We start from the raw sequence: 14,890 nt of genomic DNA on the forward strand, positions 1-14,890 counted from the left end.
CGTTGTTATCATTTTGTTCCTCTATTCTAAGAGGTGTATCGCGTAACTCTCGGCTGCTGGGGCGAAGGTACATGAAAACAAAATGAGCATCGTGCAGGGACACAGTTTTTATTTTATGCAAATTTAAATATAAAGGAGAATGTCCAGTGTCTAGATACACAGGTCCAACTTGGAAAAAGTCTCGTAGATATGGCATTTCTTTGAGCGGTACAGGTAAAGAATTAGAAAAGCGACCATACGCACCAGGTCAACATGGTCCAAACCAACGTAAAAAGCAATCTGAATATGGATTGCAACAACAAGAAAAACAAAAGCTTCGTTTCATGTATGGATTGAATGAACGTCAATTCCGCAGTATTTTTGATCAAGCTGGTAAAATGAAAGGTGTTCATGGTGAAAACTTCATGATTCTTCTAGAATCTCGCCTTGATAACCTTGTATATCGTCTAGGATTGGCTCGTACTCGCAGTCAAGCCCGTCAATTAGTAAACCATGGTCACATCACAGTGGATGGTGGACGTGTAGATATTCCATCCTACCGTGTAAAGCCAGGTCAAGTAATCGGCGTTCGTGAAAAATCTCAAAACTTAGCGATCATTGAAGAAGCTCTGGAAGTAAACACTTTTGTTCCTGAATATCTTTCTTTCAATGAAGATAAACTCGAAGGAACTTATAACCGCTATCCTGAGCGCTCCGAATTGCCATCTGAAATCAACGAAGCACTTATCGTTGAGTTCTACTCTCGTTAATCTATATAGTTTGCAGGTTAACACACGCAAAAAAACCTTAAAATGTTGCTATGTCAACGTTTTAAGGTTTTTTTGTTTTTATTCAGTTTGCAAAATCACGCAAGTTAATGCACTGATTTGGGGCCAAAAAAATACAAGCATGGGAGAGGAATAGAAAGAAAAACAAACATAGCTTTTCTTACCAGTGATTGCCACTTCATTTACTAATGGGGTAATATTTAAAATAAATGAAGGATAAAAAAACCTAATTCCCTCCATGTTTTAGCGGGGAATTTGGCCTTTAATCCCTGCCCAAGCTCCTTGCATTTTACTTAGGGATACAATTTGCCCAATATGATCTACTTGCGCAATGCTAAACTCTTAACGGGCTAATCCCCCCTTAGAGAACACCTTATTTTTGCTATTAGTTTCTTCAAATAACAATGATAATGGACTATGTTGTCAAAGCATCAACTTTGTACCAATCATCTATGACTGTAATTTGTAAATTATCTATAACTTTACTCTTCATATTCATGTTTGGATTTAGTAAAATAGTCCCATTCTGAGACAATTTATTTACTTTTGACCTTGAAATGCCAAAGATTTCTGCTATTAGTTTATCTATTCTAAGACCAAAATCATATTTATAGCAAAGTTTAATAGTAACCTCGTTAGATTGTGAATCGAGCCTTTCTTTTCTTAACTCGTATCGTATATCTGTATTTACATCATTACATAGTTTTCTTAACTTATTGATTTGAAAAGCATAGTACCAGATTGTCTCTTTATCATTATTCATAAACTTTTGAATTAGCATAGAGTCAATTTTATTAATATTTACTCTCGATAAAATAGGGTAATTCCAAGTTCCCTCACAACGTATACAGTTATAAATAAGCCAAATATCAACTATTTTCTGATTCGCATTTACCCTGAATTTCTCACTACAATAAAATTCTGTGTTCGTTTTACATTTACTACAATTTCGTTTTATATAAGGTGTTTCCTGAGCAATGATCTCGTAAGTGAATAAATTATTACAACTCATACACCAGTTCCTCCTATTTATTCAGAGGAACGCAAAAAACGGTTGATGGAGAAAGATTTCCCATTAAAAAAGCGGAATACCTTACAGGTATCCCGCTGGAAGTAAAACAACTGACTATCTTGCGTTCCCTGTAATGGCTAAAAATAGGCACACTTCTCCCGTCATTGAACAATAATGTTCAAAAAAGAAATGTACTATTTAGTTAGTTGCTAGGCCATTACAGGTATGTTGGCAAATCCAGTTCCACCTTCCATATTTCTCCTATATTATTAGTATACCATTATTATACTTTATATCAATACCATAAGTATCACCAAAACTTACTGCGAATTACCAAGTCGATATTTATAACCGAAGAATACTCCTCCCCCAACTAAAATTTACATTTTAACCTTTAACAAACGAACTATGGGATAACTCTTTTATTACGTAGTAGACCAATACTGTGCAACACCTTTTGTAAAAGAAAGTATTTAGAGTAAAGAGTTTTACTTATAGGTGATTGATTTCAACAATCGGGCCAATAAAAATAAATCATGGAGTAGATCATTTATTGATTATTATTACTATGCATCACCTCTAACATGAGCAAAAGAAAAAGGCTTCTCAAAAGTTTAATCAACTAATGAGAAGCCTTTTTTATATACCTGATGTTAACATTTTGTTAGAAAATTGATATAAAACCCTTATATATCAAGGGTTTGGACGGCTTATCACATCATGCCGCCCGTAAAACGCTGATATAAAGTGTAAACATGAGCAAAACATGAGCATCTTTATTAATGAAATCACTCATCAATAAATGGAGTATATTGCATCTTATTTGTTATAGCTTCCAATTCCGCTTCCAAATTGCATACAACGTCAAACAAATTTTCATCATATTCTTTTTCTAACAAGAATGCTTTTTTTATTAAGTCTAATTGTATTGAAAAGTTGGGTGGTAATAGCTCATGGCGACAATTATAATATCTGGGTTTAACGAATAACAAATACTTAATATATTTAAGATTAACTTGCTTTTTATTGTAATTATCATAGTAACTTTGATTAAAAATTGTTGCGTATACTTCTCCCTTATCCATTTTAATGAGTAAGTTTTCATGTACATTAAGTGGGCAACCATCTAACTTACTTAAATTCAAATAACGGAAATGGCAGTTATGGTGATAGGAAATCTGAATGGGGTTTAGAATTTCATTAGGTACAATATTTACATAAACTGTGTAAGGGGACTCTAATTCTGTTATAAACACAAAGTAGTATGAAGATATTGAAATAGATCCTCCCTTCATAATCCCAGTAGTTTCTATATTCACAAAGTCATATCTGTAATTTCTAAGTATTACGAGTCCATCTTTTCGAAGATACTTATGGATATCGTTCATTCTTTTAAGCATATTTACAACCTTTCACTAATAATCATTAGATATATGTGTTATACTAATAGTGATTATAGAGGTTGAGGGGGGAATCCCCTCAACCTCCTATTGGTGTTTAGAATCCAACTTCTCTTATTCAGAAGTTGGATTCTTTTTTTAACAAAAAAGGTTTTCTTAATTGCAAACATTGAAATATGCTATATATAGCCTTTGCTTATCAGTTATTAACTTTCCTGATTAAATTTATTAAAAGTGTTATTGTGATAAGATTAAGTCCAATTGCAATACTGGATAGCGTTATAGAAAGCTCTGTCATCTTATTCACCCCTTTTTAACTTCTCAATAAGTTCTTCCCTTGTCATTTCTCCACTGGCTACAGCCTTCATGTTTTTTTCATCTTCTTTTGTTAGTGTAAACCCTTCAATTTCTAAATCATGTTTTGCGTATTGAAAAGCCTTTTCTAATTTGTCGGGATCTGTTATCGGTTCACCTCTTCTTGTCATTATTCAACCTCCTGTTCATATATCGCTTTTGTTTTTCCAAATGCTTTATCTATATTCATAATTCTTTTCCAGGATCCATCTTTCGAATACTTGAACCATTCCTCATTATCAAAATAAACTCTTAAATTACCAAGCTCAATTGACTTTACTTCTTTTATATGTTCTTCTGTATATTTTTTTCTAAAATCTTCTTCCATGCTCATTAAGTGCCTTTTGTATATAGTATCGAACATTGAACATATCTTTCTGCCAATCCTTTAACTGATGATAACCTTTTATGTGTGCCATACTCAATCCCCTAAACAAATTATTTATGACCATTTTGCCAACTTCCTCATTTAGTGTTTTAAATTCTTATTTACTTTTTCAATAACTCTATTATATCAACTTTCTTTTTATTAAGTTGGCTTTTAATTATTGTTAAATACTCCATTGATTTGTAAAAAGGAATAGCAAGACCATCGGACTCACTAAATAGGTCATAAAATACTTCATCGTACTTCAATATTCCAATGTCGTAAGTAGTAATTGGTCCTTCAGATTCAATAATATATTCTTTATACTTTTCAATAATATAATTATTTGGAGTAGCATATTTATTAGTGTTTTCATTATTTGACTTGTTAATTCTTAAACTTATATCAGGATATTGCTTATATATAAACTCCAATGCATTCTTAAAGCTTCTTGCTTTATCATAGTTACTTTCTTTATTGTCAATAAAACTTAATGATACCTTACTATCATCCTCTGGAGATATAGGGTACAGGTGAACATCAAAGCTTTTAAAAATAAGCATTAAATAATTTCTGTAATTTTCCAACTTAGTATTATTTTTATAGTCAAAATCTCTTTCAATCTCTTCTAAAATTGGAATGATAAAATTTTTTTCAACTTTATCTTGATTTAAATCAAACATTAATTCCAATACCTTATCAGTATTCGACTTTTTTAGAACTTCTGACGAGAAACTATTCAATACTTCATCTTCCAATGATATTATAAATTTTGCGGTAAAGTATTCCTGAAATGTTTTATGACTAAAGGTATAGATGAATCCATCTTTAAGTAATAAACAAACCGATTTAGTCAAATCAGTTATATATCCTTGTTGATCAAATTCTATTCCTGTTATTTCCTTAGCTTGTGACAAATAATTATTTAGTTTGGATATATCAAAACTATAGTCTCCTTTTAAATAACTAATACAGGAAAAACAGGATAAAACTTTTTCGAAATCATCTTTTGCCAACCTGCTATTCATTAGTCGTTTATATCCTGTTTTTGTTGCATCATGCTTGCTATAAAGTGTGTCAAAGGCTTGCTCATAAAATAAATGCATTTTATCAGGAATTTCAGCAAATTGATTATACGTCATAAGCATAATTGTTAATAATAAGGGATTTGATACAAATGATGAGTGTTCCTTGTATAATTTGATACCTAATTCGCTAATAAATTTGTCTTTTGTTTTTTTATCATAATCTAGTTTTGAAACTAATTGAATAGACTGCTCTTTATTTAAAGGTAATATTTTCATTTCACTAAAATAATTCCAAGAAATAAATGAACTATCTGGTCTGGATGAAACTATAAAGTTATTTTCATGATATTCGTCACATAAATCATGTAATTCTTTAGTTATTCTATCTTTTACGTGATAGTCTAACTCATCAAAGCCATCAAAGAAAAAGGTGAACTTACCACTTTTTAGTGCCTCTAAAAAAAATTTTTTCTCTAAATCAAACCCACTTGTTTTTAAAATATTATATATAGAATCTTCAAAACTCAAGTCTGAATTATTAAAGTTTCTAAGTTCAATAAAGAGGGGTATACTGTATTTTGTTTTAATAGTATTTAAAAATAAAAATTTCATTAATGTAGACTTTCCTGCGCCTGCCGTACCGGTGATCACTAAAAATCTATTTTCATCAAGAAGTTCATCAATATTTTCTACCTTCAAAATTTCGTTTTTATACTTCAAATTTGTATGTACATAAAAATCATAAAGAAAAACCGGCGAGTCCTTGTAAAGAATAGTTTTAATATAACTATACTTTTTTACAGAAAACTCAAGATAATTTTTAAATGCAATGCTAGATTGTGTTATAAAATTTTGATAAACATCCTTGCTTTTATTAAATACATTATTACCTATGCTTTTAATATTTTTCTGCACTAAGTCACTAATAATTTTATTAAAATCCAAATCATTCATTTTATTCCCACCCATATATTTTATACTCTACTGATTATACCTGTTTTTGAATATTAAGACAAAAAGAAGTTACTCTATTTTATGACAGAGTATTTTATGAAAGAGGTGGCTCTATCCTATCGCAATATTCAATTGTATCACGTACCAACTTATTTACTTCTTGTAGTTTTTCATAATCATGATAAGTTATAATTTTACAATGAGCTATCTTATTTCTGATAGGAATTGTCTCTTGTAACTGTATAATTACTTGTAAAGTAAATTTATTCGTTAGGCAGGGATATCCTATTAAAAGAGAGATTAATTCATGGAAATGGAAAGAAGAAAAACCCTTAGTATATGATTTATAATTCATGGTTAAAGGCGCTTTAATAAACCAATCAACACCATATTCTTGTTTCATTGTTTGGAATATGGTATGGCGTAGTATGCTTTCAAGCTCATACAAAAATCCGTAAGCATTTTCATAAAGTAAATTTCCATTGAACTACCTCCCAAATATCCTAAAAACAGCTATTTATAATAATATATAAAGTATACTATATTAAATATCCTTTTAGGGTACACATAAAATGAACAAAATATAATGTTGTAATTATAGTACTTCTTATTGTTCAAAATAAGTTGTTTAATTGAATAATGTGATTATAGCCACAAGAATGTACCACCTTTACCATTAGTTCCACGGGTTTCCCACTTATTGTCAACGCATTTACCATAGAAAAACTCTTTAGAGATATTGAATTGAAAAAGCCTAATCCTCCTATTTTACCAAGGGATTAGGCTTATAAGCTGTCCGCAATCGCGCCATATTGTTGACTATCAGCTTCTATTGCGTAATATCATTGTACAGCATATAAATGACAATGTTTTTCGTCTTTCTTCTACGTTACTCCCTTATAATTGAACATAATTACAAAAAATACAGCTTGTTTTCAACACTTTATCTTTCTTTTATTCAATTGGTTTGGCTTGTTTTATTTAAGAATTTAAAAGCGTTTATCTCATTGTTTGCTTCTAGAATACTTTCCATTATTTAGTGTTATTCTGATAATAGTTATTGAAGGAAGGTGATTGTATGCAAAAAGGACAAACCGTATTCGTGGTTGAAAATAATCAATTTTGTAAGGGTGAAATTAGTTGGTTCTTAGGGAATGGAGAAGTACAAATTATTCTAAATGATTTAACTCACAACTCACTTATCGTAACAAGAACCTACGAAATTGACCTCTTTACTACCTTCAATGAAGTAACAAATTTTTAAAATCTCAAGATAATATTAAGAAAAATATAGAGGTAAATATAAAAAATTTAATATTGATGAAGACAAGAAACGTTTAAAGAAAAAGCAACTTCTTATTGAAGAAAAAAACGCCAAAAACCAAAAGAAGAAAAAACACACGTCGAGTAGGAATTCTAGAATCTAAATATAAAAAACAGGGAAAACAACGGAATGAATTAAATAAAGAGAATGAAGAGAAAAGGAAAAAAGAAGCAAAAAGATAATAAATACATAAGACTACAGGCAAATTCAGAAGCAAGGAAAAGAAATAGAGAAATTCAAGCGCAAAAAACTAAGGATATGCCTAGAAAGAAAACATGTAACTCTTGTGGCTCACCAATTGGTCCATCTAGTCATTGTGGTTGTAGTTAATAACCAAATTTATAGCAGTAGCAAGTTGAGGTTTAATGAGGTTTAATGAGGTTTAAGTAAGAAAAGAAATGGATAGGATTAGTTAGTTAGTTATTATTGTTGTCATATCCCTATGGTTCTCTTAGAAAAATCTGAATCTGATAAAGCTGAAGAAAGAGAGCTTCAAGAATATACCGAGAAGATTGATAAGATGATTTAACTGCTCTGCTTTATAGGATTTTTATTTACTATATAAAGCATTGAGATAATTAATATAACAATTCCGCATAATAGCATAATCGTTGATATTGAAAGGGTAAAGTATAATGATAAAGAGACAAATGCATATGATAATGGAACTAATCCATTTGAAGAAGCATTAACGAGACTCATAACTCTTCCAATTTTATCAACATGAGTTTTTTCTTGTATGGATGAAATTAGTAATACATTTATAAATGAAGAAGAAATTCCCATTAGTAAAAGAAGAATTATTCCGGTCCAAATATTAGGTATATAACCTAGGAAAGATAGTAAGAACCCTACGCAACCAATTACATAAAGTATAATATGACCCCTATTTCTGTTCAAATTTAAGATTCCTACTAAAATTGCCCCAAATAACATTCCTCCTTGGTATGAGCTTTGTAAGAAACTTAAATCTAATGCTTCTCCTTGTATAACATTTTCTACAAGGAGTGGAATTCCCATTAATAAAGGTCCGAAAAAGAAAAAGTTAATAACAATCAAAAGAAAAATAATATTTTTCAAAAAAGGCATTTCTAATACGTAAGAAAATCCTTCTTTAAGTTGAATAAATGTAGAATCATCACTATTATTAGTTTCATTTTCATTTTCATTTATAAATAATGAGAATATGAAAGTTAAAAACAAGAAAAGAGAAATTGTTAAAAATAGAATATTAAAAGTGCCTATTGTTAAAATCCACCCCCCAATCATTGGACCCAAAAACATTGCACTTTGATTTGAACTCTGTATGAAGGAATTAGCTCTGGTTAAGTCTTCTTTTGAAACTACCATAGGTGTAAGTGAAGTGTTTGCAGGAGAGAAGAATGCATCAACTACACCAAATGAAAATGCGAACATAATTAATGGCCACAGTAGCAACCAATCTAACTGTAAAAAGAGGACCATAGCTAATACTAGTAAACATCGAATTAAACTTGAGACTATCATGATTTTTGATCTTTTAATTCTATCAGCCCATACCCCACCTACAGTCATAAGGATTACACGAGGGATCATTGTAATCATCATTACAATACCGAGAGCAGCTTCTTGATCCAGAACTGTGATAATATACCATTGTTCTGTGAATAAGTATGTAGACAAAGCAAGGAATGAGAATGTACTTGAAAGCCATAAGAAAAGGAAAGATTTATTTTTTAGTAATTGGATACTTTTTTTCTCTTCTTGTTTCTTTACCTTAACGGCATCAAACTCCACTATTTATCCTCCTCTGAATTAGAAAATAAGAATTCATCTATCTTAAAAGCAGTAGTCATAATATAATACTTATCTTTATCGTCTTTATCTTTGGTTTCGTTATTACAAGAAAGCTCATTAATTAACTCTCTATACTTATTAGCAAATTCTAAGAATTTTTCTTTGCTAACAGATACTTCCTGTTGGAGTGATAAACTATTCCATTTTTCCACATCTGCCGACTCTGGAGAGAAAGAAGAACTAGGAGCAGTTATAACCCTAGATTTAGCTCTGTCAAGAACTTCTAAGTAAGATTGCCTGGTAGCCTCTTCTGACTCACTGAAAACTAAAAGTGAGTCATCAGGAATAAAACCTTTTGCAATAGCTTGATAGTACTTAAGAATATTTCCTCCTCTTTCAATTTTTTTGACTAGTTTAATAAATTCATATTTTTCAAGTTCCCTTAAATGGTAAAGTATTTTAGCTCTTGATAAATTGAGGTTTTCAGCTAATTGATGACCAGTATGGGGTTTTTCAATCAAATAACTCAAAATTTTAATGCGTAAGGGATCACTAATAATTTTTAATTGTTCATATGAAGTAATTGTCGAAATAGGTTTTTGTTTCATGAAATTCTCCTTTTTAACCAGTTAAATATTTTTAACTAACTATACCAAAAAAAAGAAATAATGCAATAGTAGAAGATAGAACGTAATTTAGGTATTTAGGTTCATTTACCTGGGTAAATAGTTATTTACCTCTATATTGACACAGGGATTTATTGTAAGGTTAAGTAAATATTTTTAAATGATGAAGGGGGCAATATGATGAAAAAAGTTTTTCTAGGTCTTATTATCTTTACTTGTTTAATACTCAATGTGGGGGATCATAGTTAAAAAATTAGCTGATTTAAATGATCCCACACCAAAAAATTCTGAAGAAACTACTTAAATCCAAAAATGTATCATTTCTTTGTTATTATTTTTCTTCAAATAAATGGTTATTATATCTAATTTATCTTGGACTCCTAGTTTTTTGTATAGTTCATGACTTGTAATGAGGCTTTGTTAAAGTACATATCATGCTTTTCATAATATTCTAAACACTTATTAAAAAATTTCAGACTTTCTCTGATATCACCAATCTTCATTTTTATAGATGCAATATTATGCAAAAGTAAATGGTAATCATCACTGCCGATACTTAAGAAAATTTCGTAAGACTCTTGAGTTAATAAAAGGCTTTCGTTATAAAGCTCTTTTTTAAATAGAACTTTACCTTTGCCCATAAGAGAAGAGGCTTTTATGTCTAACATATTAGTTTCTTCAGCAAGCTTTATCACTCGGGAATAATTTGATATAGATTCATCCAATTGTCCCAAACTTAAACAGAATGTGCCCAGAAACGATAAAGCATACAAATAATCTTTTGTAGTTCTTGATAATTGGCTACCATAAAAAGCACTTTTTTCATAGGATTTTTTAGAGTAACTGAAGTTTTCTAAACTGAATGCATATTCCCTTCAATTAAGAAAAATTTGGTTTTCAATTTAGTTTCATTTAGAAGTGAAAAAAGACTTTTATACTCATCTATAACATGCTGCATAAGTTCATAGTCATCTTTTGAATATAAAATCTCTAGTTTATTAAGAATTAAAGTACCCACAATCGTTTTTTCAAATGTATAATTTAAAAGATCATCTATCATTTCTAAAGCTTCATTTTGCTCTTGGTTTGTACCGTTAAGTATCCAGGTTATCCAATCCTAACAAAGCTTGTAGGAACTAGGATGAAAAGAATATTAAAATTTTCAGGATTAGAGGCAAAGAAATATAAACCCTACTCTCTCCGTCATACACAGACTTCCCTTCTTGCTGAAGCTGAAGTGGACATTGAGGAGATTATGGATCGTTTAGGACACAACGGTAATAGGAATGCCGAAGTCGATAAAGTGATGGTTCAGGCAAAACAGGCAGAAGCAACTATAACCAATCCCACTCATGATACTTTTTGGGGTGGATACTCTGGTCACTTCCAAGACCCAGATGGTCACTTATGGGAAGTAGTTTGGAATCCAAATTGGGATACAATTGTATAACTCATTTTTACTTAATAGAGCTGGTAATAGCCGGCTTTTTTATTGAGTATTAATGGTCTACTAAGACTTAAGTACGTGTATATTCATCAAGCTGCAAGGTATCAGTCAAAAAAGAAAGACGGTCACTTTTAAGCACCCGTCAGCTTCTCCCAATCACCTATTGCCTTAAGCACTTCAAGCACAACTTTTTCATTTATAGTACTATCAATTTCCCCCAAAGTTATCTAGCATTTCACGCACTTCATCTGTTGACTTTGTGTTCATCAATTGATTTCTTAATTGACTTGCCCCTGGAAACTCACGGACATATATCTTAAAGAAACGCTGAAGAGATGTAAATGGACGGGTTTCAAGTTCTTCTGAATATTGATCATATAGGTCAAGGTGTAACCTTAAAAGATTAAGCAATTCCTTACTACCATGGTCTTTCGACTCCTTTTCAAAGGCGAATGGATTTTTAAAAATACCCCGTCCAATCATAACCCCATCAACACCGTATCTATGAGCGAGTTCCAAGCCAGTTTGACGATCCGGAATATCGCCATTAATCGTCAAAAGTGTATCAGGTGCCACCTCATCACGAAGCTTCTTGATCTCCGGAATCAGTTCCCAATGAGCGTCCACATCACTCATTTCCTTTTTGGTACGTAGATGAATAGATAGATTAACGATGTCTTGCTTCAATAGGTGTGTAAGCCAGTCACGCCATTCGTCTACTTTCGTGTAACCAATCCTTGTCTTCACACTTACAGGCAATCCTCCCGCTTTTGCTGCTTGTATGAGCTCTGCAGCAACTTCTGGACGACGAATCAGACCGCACCCCTTCCCATTTGAAACCACATTAGGTACAGGACAACCCATATTAATATCCACACCGCTAAAACCTTCTTTCGCCATTCCAATACTCATTTGCCGAAAATATTCGGGTTTATCCCCCCATATATGGGCTACAATTGGTTGTTCATCTTCTGTAAAAGTCAAACGCCCACGCACACTATGCTGCCCTTTTGGATGACAATAACTTTCCGTGTTTGTAAATTCTGTAAAAAACACATCAGGTCTCGCAGCATCACTTACGACATGTCGAAACACAACATCCGTCACTTCTTCCATTGGTGCTAGTATAAAAAACGGTCGTGGTAAATCGCGCCAAAAATTATCTGTCATAGAATTTCAAATCCTCTCATGATACGGGGCATCAGGACAAACCTGATGTGAACCCAAAAATAAAAAGCAAAGGTATCTCTGCTTATTTTACATTTATATCATAAGAAACCGGTACCTGTCACTTCCCGAAATCAGTCGAATCATATTCGCCCAAAACCGGGAAGTGACAGGTGCCGGATAACATTATATAACGAACCACTCGCTATTCAATCTTACTTTCTAATCTCCTTCCTCTCACCACGCATGGTAAAACAAATATAAACCGTTAAAATAATACAACTAAGAAGTGCCAAATGGAAAATTGTATGAAGGGTATTTGGTACGATTCCGTTCATGACAGGCAAGAAGGCATGTGTGTTCCCAAACATTTCATTATAGCTTTCAACCTGTTCCTCTGCCCCAATTCCCCAAAAATAAGGAATTCACCATGCAAACAGGGCTCCTGTAAAAATACAAGTTGGGTGAACGATTAACCAAATCCTTACCCAAATGGGATATCTTTACTCGGATCAAGAGCACAATTTGACCCACGCCAATCAGGGTAACAACCCGTATTTCTTGGGATGATTTAGCAGAATTAGTAGCTGCAATATCGTTAAGACTACCCAGCGGAACCCAATCTTGTACAATCATGAATAGCAGTATAAAAGCATAACCAGCGAGTAATATTTTCTCAGAAAGACGCACATTCCTTTTCATAAACCTCACTCCAGTCCTTTACGTAAAAGTTTCATAATCGACGTAGTAGTGGATAAAGCGTGCTTTGGTCGATTTTCAGTCCATATTTATCTAAGCTTTGAACTAGAGAGTACCCATATTGCGGTTGCTTCCGTTTGCTTAGCACGCCCAAAGTCAGCACTCCACGTCTTAGTTCGAGTGATTGCAAAACATCCCCCAAATTAATCACCTCATTTTTCTTACACTGTGTTTAATACAGTATTAGACTAAATACATCCAACGTTGTGATACAATATAATCAGCTTATTTAAGATAAATGATTTTTTAGAATCCTTGCTGTATAATGAATAACAGAAAATTTTTTGGCAAAGATTTCAAACATCTGTATCAATTGGGGCCAAAATCAGGTGAATTTTTGGAAAATAACCTCTAACTCTTATATCAAGGGTTATAATAACTGATTACTAAACTCGTTAATGAGATTGTGCCCAACCTCATTATTTAAAAGCCCTGAATTTCCAGATATACAATGAAATTCAGGGCTTTTTATTTCCCCCATTAGAGTTGTGTTAAAGGATTTATTTACGATTTTATCTGACATGGAAAAGCTGGGTGGATTGGAATAACACCAAATATTGCTATCACTTTACTAAGCTTAATTATAGCTAGAATCTATTGCTATTTGTCCAAAATCAGGTGAATCCTATTCATTATAATTGCAAAACACCATTTAAAAGGAGATTCTTTTATGAAACACATGAACAGTAAATCAACCTTATCAACCATCCTGCTGCTGACGGGCATTGTATTGATAGCCATTAACCTAAGACCTGCGATAACTTCTGTCGGACCTTTAATGGGGACTATTCGTGATGATATTGGTCTAGCGAATTGGAATACAGGACTTATTACAAGCCTCCCACTGCTTGCCTTTGCGATCATGTCTCCAGTTGCTCCCAAAATAGCCAATCGATTGGGCAATGAAAAAGCGTTATTATTGGGATTAATCTTATTACTATCAGGTATTGGTATTCGTTCACTAGCTTTGGTTCCAGCATTATATATTGGAACAACGTTTGTCGGCTTAGGTATTGCTGTCTGTAATGTTTTATTACCTGGTGTAATCAAAGAAAAATTTCCTGATAAAGTTGGACTAATGACAGGAGCTTATACAACGATTATGTCTGTATTTGCCGCAATTGCTTCTGGCTTAAGTGTTCCGTTAGCTACAGCACTTGGATGGCAAATGTCATTACTTATTTGGGCTTTGTTTGCTCTAATCGGAATTACCATTTGGGTAATCATTAATCACAAAAATAATGACACACCCGACCAACAATATTTTGAGACCAATAGTAGTCAATTATTTCGATCTGCTATGGCTTGGCAGGTAACCTTATTTATGGGACTTCAATCATTTCTTTTTTATGTCACCATCTCCTGGTTACCAGAATTGCTGCACCACTCAGGCATTTCAATTGAAACAGCTGGCTGGCTTTTGTCATATATGCAATTTATTAGTTTACCTGTAACATTTTATACACCGATTTTAGCCAGCCGATTTAACAATCAACAAGGAATTAGCATTGGAATTGGATTATTGGGGCTATTAGGTTACGGTGGATTACTATTTGATGGATCATTATTCATAACTATTATTTCGGTTACATTAATTGGTTTTGCCTTAGGAGCCTGTATTAGTCTTGCTTTAGCCTTTCTAGGTATGCGTAGCATTGATGCTAAACAAGCTGCAAACCTATCCGGAATGGCACAATCCTTTGGTTATTTACTTGCAGCGATAGGGCCTTTGCTTATCGGATTACTGTTTGATATTACCAAAACATGGACGGTCCCATTACTTGTGATGTTAATAGTTGTACTCGTTTTAACTGGATTCGGAATCGGGGCAGGAAGAGATAAGTATGTTTAGCTCTAATCGAGCAAGAGTTTATCCTTCCCAACAATGTATATGGATTTAACCAGTTCA

16 protein-coding genes and 1 pseudogene are annotated in these 14,890 nt (G+C 32.5%); 5 read left to right on the forward strand and 12 right to left on the reverse strand.

The annotated features are described in order from the left end of the window. The first annotated feature begins 146 nt into the window (after nucleotides 1–146). On the forward strand, nucleotides 147–749 hold the full coding sequence (rpsD, locus tag BMX63_RS12555; protein ID WP_093136224.1) for a 30S ribosomal protein S4: 603 nt from the start codon (nucleotides 147–149) through the stop codon (nucleotides 747–749). Between the two features lie 433 nt (nucleotides 750–1,182). Here the strand turns inward: rpsD and BMX63_RS12560 are convergent, their stop codons facing one another. From BMX63_RS12560 to BMX63_RS18105, 6 genes are all read right to left on the reverse strand, one after another. Continuing rightward, nucleotides 1,183–1,779 (reverse strand): DUF1062 domain-containing protein, encoded by a 597-nt coding sequence (locus BMX63_RS12560; protein WP_093136226.1) that lies wholly within the window; start codon nucleotides 1,777–1,779, stop codon nucleotides 1,183–1,185. Nucleotides 1,780–2,567: 788 nt separating this feature from the next. Beyond that, nucleotides 2,568–3,035, reverse strand: a complete 468-nt coding sequence (locus BMX63_RS12565; protein WP_220083832.1) for a hypothetical protein — start codon at nucleotides 3,033–3,035, stop codon at nucleotides 2,568–2,570. A gap of 443 nt (nucleotides 3,036–3,478) precedes the next feature. Beyond that, nucleotides 3,479–3,664: an antitoxin VbhA family protein gene (locus BMX63_RS12570; RefSeq protein ID WP_093136231.1), complete on the reverse strand. Its 186-nt coding sequence runs from the start codon at nucleotides 3,662–3,664 to the stop codon at nucleotides 3,479–3,481. Next, nucleotides 3,664–3,861 (reverse strand): hypothetical protein, encoded by a 198-nt coding sequence (locus BMX63_RS12575; protein WP_093136234.1) that lies wholly within the window; start codon nucleotides 3,859–3,861, stop codon nucleotides 3,664–3,666. The genes BMX63_RS12570 and BMX63_RS12575 overlap by 1 nt, the downstream gene beginning before the upstream one ends. Before the next feature lie 161 nt (nucleotides 3,862–4,022). After that, the gene (locus tag BMX63_RS12580) at nucleotides 4,023–5,882 is read right to left on the reverse strand and encodes an NACHT domain-containing protein (protein WP_177167299.1); all 1,860 of its coding nucleotides are present in this window, start codon (nucleotides 5,880–5,882) and stop codon (nucleotides 4,023–4,025) included. A gap of 94 nt (nucleotides 5,883–5,976) precedes the next feature. Beyond that, the gene (locus BMX63_RS18105; RefSeq protein ID WP_093136239.1) at nucleotides 5,977–6,285 is read right to left on the reverse strand and encodes a hypothetical protein; all 309 of its coding nucleotides are present in this window, start codon (nucleotides 6,283–6,285) and stop codon (nucleotides 5,977–5,979) included. A gap of 675 nt (nucleotides 6,286–6,960) precedes the next feature. Here BMX63_RS18105 and BMX63_RS12590 point away from each other — a divergent pair. Together BMX63_RS12590 and BMX63_RS18110 are read left to right on the forward strand one after the other, a co-directional pair. Then, nucleotides 6,961–7,146, forward strand: coding sequence for a hypothetical protein (locus BMX63_RS12590; RefSeq protein WP_093136241.1), 186 nt, complete (start codon nucleotides 6,961–6,963; stop codon nucleotides 7,144–7,146). A 95-nt stretch (nucleotides 7,147–7,241) separates the two neighbouring features. After that, nucleotides 7,242–7,388 (forward strand): hypothetical protein, encoded by a 147-nt coding sequence (locus BMX63_RS18110; protein ID WP_177167300.1) that lies wholly within the window; start codon nucleotides 7,242–7,244, stop codon nucleotides 7,386–7,388. A gap of 343 nt (nucleotides 7,389–7,731) precedes the next feature. On the opposite strand, the gene BMX63_RS12595 is transcribed toward BMX63_RS18110, so the two are convergent. The 3 genes from BMX63_RS12595 to BMX63_RS12605 form a co-directional block, all read right to left on the reverse strand. Continuing rightward, nucleotides 7,732–8,982, reverse strand: a complete 1,251-nt coding sequence (locus tag BMX63_RS12595; protein ID WP_245732827.1) for an MFS transporter — start codon at nucleotides 8,980–8,982, stop codon at nucleotides 7,732–7,734. Continuing rightward, a complete protein-coding gene (locus tag BMX63_RS12600) occupies nucleotides 8,982–9,590 on the reverse strand; it encodes an ArsR/SmtB family transcription factor (RefSeq protein WP_093136243.1) in 609 nt (202 codons plus the stop codon). Before BMX63_RS12600 ends, BMX63_RS12595 begins: the two co-directional genes overlap by 1 nt. Before the next feature lie 398 nt (nucleotides 9,591–9,988). Continuing rightward, the gene (locus tag BMX63_RS12605; RefSeq protein ID WP_093136246.1) at nucleotides 9,989–10,303 is read right to left on the reverse strand and encodes a tetratricopeptide repeat protein; all 315 of its coding nucleotides are present in this window, start codon (nucleotides 10,301–10,303) and stop codon (nucleotides 9,989–9,991) included. Between the two features lie 386 nt (nucleotides 10,304–10,689). On the opposite strand from BMX63_RS12605, the gene BMX63_RS18860 reads away from it, so the two are divergent. Beyond that, on the forward strand, nucleotides 10,690–11,058 hold the full coding sequence (locus tag BMX63_RS18860) for a VOC family protein (protein WP_177167302.1): 369 nt from the start codon (nucleotides 10,690–10,692) through the stop codon (nucleotides 11,056–11,058). Nucleotides 11,059–11,262: 204 nt separating this feature from the next. Here the strand turns inward: BMX63_RS18860 and BMX63_RS12620 are convergent, their stop codons facing one another. From BMX63_RS12620 to BMX63_RS12630, 3 genes and pseudogenes are all read right to left on the reverse strand, one after another. Next, complete coding sequence (locus BMX63_RS12620) at nucleotides 11,263–12,225, reverse strand: tRNA dihydrouridine synthase (protein WP_093136254.1); 963 nt, start codon at nucleotides 12,223–12,225, stop codon at nucleotides 11,263–11,265. Between the two features lie 381 nt (nucleotides 12,226–12,606). Further along, nucleotides 12,607–12,924, reverse strand: a complete 318-nt coding sequence (locus BMX63_RS12625) for a hypothetical protein (protein WP_342732897.1) — start codon at nucleotides 12,922–12,924, stop codon at nucleotides 12,607–12,609. A gap of 34 nt (nucleotides 12,925–12,958) precedes the next feature. Continuing rightward, nucleotides 12,959–13,129: pseudogene (locus BMX63_RS12630) on the reverse strand (helix-turn-helix transcriptional regulator); the annotation flags it as partial. Between the two features lie 522 nt (nucleotides 13,130–13,651). Between BMX63_RS12630 and BMX63_RS12635 the strand changes: the two are divergent. Then, complete coding sequence (locus tag BMX63_RS12635; RefSeq protein WP_093136259.1) at nucleotides 13,652–14,833, forward strand: CynX/NimT family MFS transporter; 1,182 nt, start codon at nucleotides 13,652–13,654, stop codon at nucleotides 14,831–14,833. Nucleotides 14,834–14,890 lie beyond the last annotated feature (57 nt).

The sequence above is a fragment of the Salinibacillus kushneri genome (genome assembly GCF_900111405.1).
Classification (GTDB): domain Bacteria; phylum Bacillota; class Bacilli; order Bacillales; family Alkalibacillaceae; genus Salinibacillus; species Salinibacillus kushneri.

What these genes read in the sequence shown, in the direction of transcription:
- BMX63_RS12560 (WP_093136226.1), bottom strand. Translation starts at nt 1,779, where the DNA reads ATGAGTTGTAATAATTTATTCACTTACGAGATCATTGCTCAGGAAACA.
- BMX63_RS12570 (WP_093136231.1), bottom strand. Translation starts at nt 3,664, where the DNA reads ATGACAAGAAGAGGTGAACCGATAACAGATCCCGACAAATTAGAAAAG.
- BMX63_RS12575 (WP_093136234.1), bottom strand. Translation starts at nt 3,861, where the DNA reads ATGGAAGAAGATTTTAGAAAAAAATATACAGAAGAACATATAAAAGAA.
- BMX63_RS12580 (WP_177167299.1), bottom strand. Translation starts at nt 5,882, where the DNA reads ATGAATGATTTGGATTTTAATAAAATTATTAGTGACTTAGTGCAGAAA.
- BMX63_RS18105 (WP_093136239.1), bottom strand. Translation starts at nt 6,285, where the DNA reads ATGAAACAAGAATATGGTGTTGATTGGTTTATTAAAGCGCCTTTAACC.
- BMX63_RS12590 (WP_093136241.1), top strand. Translation starts at nt 6,961, where the DNA reads ATGCAAAAAGGACAAACCGTATTCGTGGTTGAAAATAATCAATTTTGT.
- BMX63_RS12600 (WP_093136243.1), bottom strand. Translation starts at nt 9,590, where the DNA reads ATGAAACAAAAACCTATTTCGACAATTACTTCATATGAACAATTAAAA.
- BMX63_RS12620 (WP_093136254.1), bottom strand. Translation starts at nt 12,225, where the DNA reads ATGACAGATAATTTTTGGCGCGATTTACCACGACCGTTTTTTATACTA.
- BMX63_RS12625 (WP_342732897.1), bottom strand. Translation starts at nt 12,924, where the DNA reads ATGAAAAGGAATGTGCGTCTTTCTGAGAAAATATTACTCGCTGGTTAT.
- BMX63_RS12635 (WP_093136259.1), top strand. Translation starts at nt 13,652, where the DNA reads ATGAAACACATGAACAGTAAATCAACCTTATCAACCATCCTGCTGCTG.